This window comes from Sphaerobacter sp., from assembly GCF_019683595.1.
GTDB lineage: Bacteria > Chloroflexota > Chloroflexia > Thermomicrobiales > Thermomicrobiaceae > Sphaerobacter.
Window position 1 is genome coordinate 1 of record NZ_JADGHZ010000232.1, and the last position, 4673, is coordinate 4673.

Sequence of the window (4673 nt, forward strand, 5' to 3'; positions counted from 1 at the left end):
GTCCTTGGGTGTGGCCCCGCCCCGGCCGCTACCAGGGTGGGGCCGTATGCGGTTTTCTGGGTGGTGGCCGCCCCCGGTTCGAGCGGGGGCGGCCCGGGACGGGTCAGTGATCGGCGCGGGCCGCCGGTGTCGTGTCGGCCGGCGCGGCGTGCAGCCGGTGCAGCGCGGTCTCCACGAGGGGGTCCAGCCATGACGTCCACACCTCGCCGTTGAGCAGGGCGGCGGCGATGTCCTCGACGGCAGTCGGCGGGCGCTCGCCGTCGGGACGGACGATGGTGATGCCGGGGGAGGCCGCGCGAGCGGCATGCCGCGGCATGAGGACGTCGTGGATGTAGGTGGCGGTCGCGGTGGCGAGCTGCTCGCGGTCAGTGGCGTTCACAGGTTCCTCCGTACGGTGGCGTCGTCGGCTGTCGCGGGGCGGGGTCGGCTGGTGTCGGCCGCCACCATCTCAGCTAGCTCCGGATAACGGCACTTCTCGGTAGTCAGATTCGGGGGTTGAGCGGGCCCGCCGCCGGGCCGTCCGGCGCCGAGTTCGTCCTCGGCGAGGCGCTGAGCCTCGGCCGGGGCGACACCGTGTTGGGCGGCGAGCTGGTTGACGCGGCGGGCGAGGACGATCAGCGCCTGAAGGTCGGCGGCCGAGGTGCAGACGCGGGTCCGCTCAGCAGTGCGGTGATGCATGGGGATTCCTGTTCCAGCCATGGCGGAAGCGCCGGCGGCCGAGTCGCGCCCGGGCGCCTCACCCACGGACAGGCCGGGGCGAGGCTGGGCGAGCAGAAGAGGGCGGCCAGGACGTGGTCGACCAGCCATCCGGAGGGGCGCGGCCGCCGTCGCAGCAGCCGCGCCGAGAGCCTGATCACAGGCCCCGCCGGAGGGTGTACAAGGTGTACATGTACACCTCGGGTCGGAAAAATCGATCGGACCCCGAACCCACCCGCAAGCCTCTGACCAGGAAAGAAAAGAAAAAAATCGTGTCCGCGCGTTTATAGGGATGCGAGGGGAGGGTGTACATGTACACCTGTACACCCTCCGGAGGCCTCCGCTCGGGCGTGCTCGACGCTGGCTCATCACACCGGCACCGATCCCCCCGGGACAACGCGGTCGCCCTCCACGACCACCCATCCCTCCGATTCGGCGAAGTCGACGGCGGCGCCCAGCCGGTCGCGATCGCGGTACGCGACCGCCTTCCTCAGCGCGCCGCGGCTCATCCCGTCCGCGCCCGCCTCGTGCACCTTGCGGGCCACTCGGCGGGCCACCCGCCGAATGTCGCTGTCGGCCGCCGCCTTGGCCGCGTGCGCCCGCACCTCGCGGTCGATGAGCGCCCTGGTGCGCTTCTCCTCCTCGGCGGCCTGCTGGCGCTCCCCGTACTCGATCAGGGCGTCCCGGATCCGGCAGGAGGTCTCCCACATGACCAGGGCGAGCTCCCAGTCCTCGGCGAGCACGTCCAGCCGGTTGTCGAGGATGGCCAGCAGCGCGGCGAGCTTGACCCGCATGAGCGGCTTGTGGGAGTCGAGCAGCGGCAGCCGGGCCTCGCCCCGTGACCGCGCCTTGTCGTCCCGGCGGATCTCCTCACGGATCTCCCGGGCGAAGGTCAGCTGCTCGGTCGCGCCGAACCCGTCTCGGCCGGTTTTGAGCAGCCGAAGGTCCAACTCTCCCGGCCACGCAACGCTCTCATCCGGGATGTTCGGATCGGTGGAGGAGACCCACAGGAAGCGCTGCGGGGTGCCGGCCGCCGCGTCTTGGAGGAGCGGCAGCGCGGTCTCGGGCTGAAAGCCAACCGCGATGCCCATGGAGTAGGTGCCTTCGGCGATGACGCGCGTGTTGACCTTCTGGCCGTTGAACTGCCCGAAGGTCCCGCCGGTCCACGCCTGGCGAATGGAGGCGCCGACCGTGGCACCGCTGCGGCCGAACAGCTGCTTGGTGAGGGACTCGCCCTCGTCGGCGTAGAACAGGGCGTGATGCCGGACCTGCGCCCGCACCTTCTCGGTCTTGGGGTCGCCCTTGAAGGGGCCGCGTTTGTGGATCTCGCCGGTCTCCACGGTCTTCTCGCCCATGTAGGCCTCGGCGAGGCCTTCACCGGACCCGAGGGGAATGCCGTCGAGGAAGTCCAGGTTCGGCGGTGGCGGCAGCAGCTTTTGCGGGATCCAGGCTGCCGAGGACTTTCCGGAGCCAGAGGCGCCGAAGAGGATCACGTACAGGTTGAGGGAGGCTGGTGAGCCGACTCCGGTATCTGCTCGCAGCCGCGGGGGCACCAGGGCCGCCAGGCGGGCCAGGACGCCGCCCAGGACCAGGTCGCCGGAGCGGTTACGGGAGTGCGCGGCCTGCCGGATGTGCTGGAGCACGGGGCGCTGCCAGAACTCCTCCGGCAGGACCGCGACCCTCAGCCCAGGTGCCTCGCCGTCGAGCGGGGCAGTCTCGGCGCTTTCTTTGACGATGTCGGGCGCCCAGGTGGGTTCGGTCAGGAGTGCGCTCACCGAGCGGCCCCCGGAAACGGCTTCGGCTCCCACACCTGCACGAAAGTTCCGGTGTTCCCGCCGCCGGCGAAGTGGTCAGAGGCGTCTTTGCCATGCGCGGCCTGCACGACCGTGATCGAGCGGGCGACCGGCATCAGGTTGTTGACGATGTTGGTCGCATGCTCGCGGCCCTGCGGGTCCCGGTCGGCCACGATCACCACGTCCGCGCCGGGGAAGTACCGCGCGAAGTCCTGCGGCCAGCCCATCCCGGCGCCGCCCTGGTTGGTGGTGGCGGTGATGAGCGGCCGAGCCCGCAGGGCCTCCACGTCCTTCTCACCCTCGGCGATCCACACGACCCGCTCGTCACGGATCGCGGCCAGGACCTCGGGCAGCCGGTAGGGAACAAGACGGACCTTGTTGCCCTGGGCGTCGCGCAGGCCCCACCGGCGCCCCCACTTCTTGGAGCTGTCCGGCCGCCACTGTGCGAAACATTTGTGATCGCAGCGGGTCACCCCATACAGCACGGCGCCCTGCTCGTCGGTGTACCGGTACTCGGCGATCTTGCGGTGGCCCTTGTCGAGGCAGGGAATCCACTCGTCGGGGTCGCGGCGCTGCCCGCCCTGGCCCTGTAGCTCGGGTGGGTAGAGCGCCGCCCAGTCGATCCCGAGGGCGTCGATGACGGCCCGGCTGTCGCAGCCGGCCTTGCAGCTGAGGACAACGCGATTATCCCGCCCGATGCCGATGGACAGGCTGGCCCTGCCGTCGTCGTGGGCGGGGCAGCGGGCGCTTTTCTGGGTGGCCGATCCACGCGGGGCGTAGCCGGTCGTCTCGTACAGGCGCTGGAGGACCTGGGCGAAGGGGGTGCTCACATCCGCCTCCTGCTCGTGAGGGCTGTGGTGAGGCGGCGCGCGGTCGAGTGCCGGCGGGCCTCGCGGCTCAGGATCGCGGTGACCTCGGCGACGAGCTGGCCGTGGGCGAGCGCGAGGTAGTCCTCGGCGTTGCCGGGGTCTGCGGCGAGGGCGGCCGCGGCCTGGGCGCGTTCGATGATCGCTGCCCGGCACAGCTCGACGGCGTGCGCGTAGCGGCGGCGCGCGGTGCTTGCTGTGCCGGTGACGGCGTCAGGGCCTACGATGGAATTAGCTCGTGCGGTGTGGTGATCCGCAGTCGTGGTGTTGGGGCGGCGTTCCTGGGAGGGGCGGCCGCCCCCTCGCTTGTTCTCAGGCGGCCTCATCGCCGCCTCCTTGTTGGTCATAGGGGCTCTCAGTAGCAAACGTGGGCGTTAATGTCCCGGGCCAAGATCGACCCTTGGTTGACGTGCGGTTATGTGTGGTCGGCTCGTCGGCGGGCGGGGCCTCGCCGGGGGAACGGCGGCCGCTCACGCGGCCGCCTTGCCGAGGTAGGGGATCAGCGCCGACGCGGGAATCCGGTGAACGCGACCGGCACGGACCGATGGCAGGCGGCCGTCCTGGATCATCCGATACACAGTGTTGATGTGGACGTTCATCAACGCCGCGGCTTCGCGAGGCTTGTACGCGGGATGTGGGTTGCTGACCATTCAGGCTCCAGTGCATAGGTGGACCACACCAGCGGGACGCATAGGCGGCCCGCATAGGCATCACTGTAGTGGCTGGTGGTACCAGGTGTAAAAAGGTGGCCCACTTGCTCACTCCCGTGAGTAGGTGCGAGAGTGGGAGACATGCTGAAGTGGCAGGGATGGGATGTGACCTTTTGGCCGGGCGGATGGGTCCGGGTCCTCGATGAGACTGGCGTGACCGTCGTCCTCCAGTACCGCCCTATCGGAGCAGGCGACAACCTGCGCTTACGGCTTCACACCGCGCTGATGACCTCTGACGCGCCCATCTCGCCCCGGCGGTGGCGTGACCTGCCGATCGCCGAGATTGAGCAGACGCTCACCACCATGCAGCTCGTGGCCGCGCAGCAATTCGAGGCCTTCATCAAACCGGCCGCGGAGCGAGAACCGCTGTCGCTCGCCGAGGTCGACGCCTTTTTCGGGCAGGCCGAGCCCCTCAGGTTCGGTGCGTCGATCCCGAGCACCAGGCTGGTAGACCCGGATCACGACCCGCACACGGCGTTCGAGATGGTCCGCAGGCCGGGAGGCAGGATCGATGACGCGTTCCTGGAGAACCTCGCGGCCGTGTACCGCTGGCTGGTGGCGCGTGGTGAGGGTGCGCCGGCAGTCAGGATCTCGGAAGGGGCGCATGT

Annotated in this window: 7 protein-coding genes; 1 reads left to right on the forward strand and 6 read right to left on the reverse strand. The window is 69.9% G+C overall.

What is annotated here, in order from left to right:
- Positions 1-103 precede the first annotated feature (103 nt).
- The 6 genes from IRZ30_RS15765 to IRZ30_RS15790 form a co-directional block, all read right to left on the reverse strand.
- Positions 104-379 carry a hypothetical protein gene (locus IRZ30_RS15765; RefSeq protein WP_294086499.1) on the reverse strand — a complete coding sequence of 92 codons (276 nt, stop codon included), beginning with the start codon at positions 377-379 and terminating at the stop codon, positions 104-106.
- Entirely contained in the window at positions 376-678 is a 303-nt protein-coding gene (locus tag IRZ30_RS15770; protein WP_294086500.1) for a hypothetical protein, read from the reverse strand. The genes IRZ30_RS15765 and IRZ30_RS15770 overlap by 4 nt, the downstream gene beginning before the upstream one ends.
- A 386-nt stretch (positions 679-1064) precedes the next feature.
- The gene (locus tag IRZ30_RS15775) at positions 1065-2471 is read right to left on the reverse strand and encodes a hypothetical protein (protein ID WP_294086501.1); all 1407 of its coding nucleotides are present in this window, start codon (positions 2469-2471) and stop codon (positions 1065-1067) included.
- Positions 2468-3319: a hypothetical protein gene (locus tag IRZ30_RS15780; protein ID WP_294086502.1), complete on the reverse strand. Its 852-nt coding sequence runs from the start codon at positions 3317-3319 to the stop codon at positions 2468-2470. Before IRZ30_RS15780 ends, IRZ30_RS15775 begins: the two co-directional genes overlap by 4 nt.
- Positions 3316-3702: a hypothetical protein gene (locus IRZ30_RS15785; protein ID WP_294086504.1), complete on the reverse strand. Its 387-nt coding sequence runs from the start codon at positions 3700-3702 to the stop codon at positions 3316-3318. The genes IRZ30_RS15780 and IRZ30_RS15785 overlap by 4 nt, the downstream gene beginning before the upstream one ends.
- Positions 3703-3825: 123 nt before the next feature.
- Positions 3826-4005: a helix-turn-helix domain-containing protein gene (locus tag IRZ30_RS15790; RefSeq protein WP_294086506.1), complete on the reverse strand. Its 180-nt coding sequence runs from the start codon at positions 4003-4005 to the stop codon at positions 3826-3828.
- A 213-nt stretch (positions 4006-4218) separates the two neighbouring features.
- On the opposite strand from IRZ30_RS15790, the gene IRZ30_RS15795 reads away from it, so the two are divergent.
- The coding region (locus tag IRZ30_RS15795; protein WP_294086508.1) for a hypothetical protein at positions 4219-4673 on the forward strand (455 nt) is incomplete at its 3' end.

Bases quoted from the DNA above. Each gene is read 5' to 3' on its own strand.
- IRZ30_RS15770 (WP_294086500.1), bottom strand. From the start codon at position 678: ATGCATCACCGCACTGCTGAGCGGACCCGCGTCTGCACCTCGGCCGCC.
- IRZ30_RS15790 (WP_294086506.1), bottom strand. From the start codon at position 4,005: ATGGTCAGCAACCCACATCCCGCGTACAAGCCTCGCGAAGCCGCGGCG.
- IRZ30_RS15785 (WP_294086504.1), bottom strand. From the start codon at position 3,702: ATGACCAACAAGGAGGCGGCGATGAGGCCGCCTGAGAACAAGCGAGGG.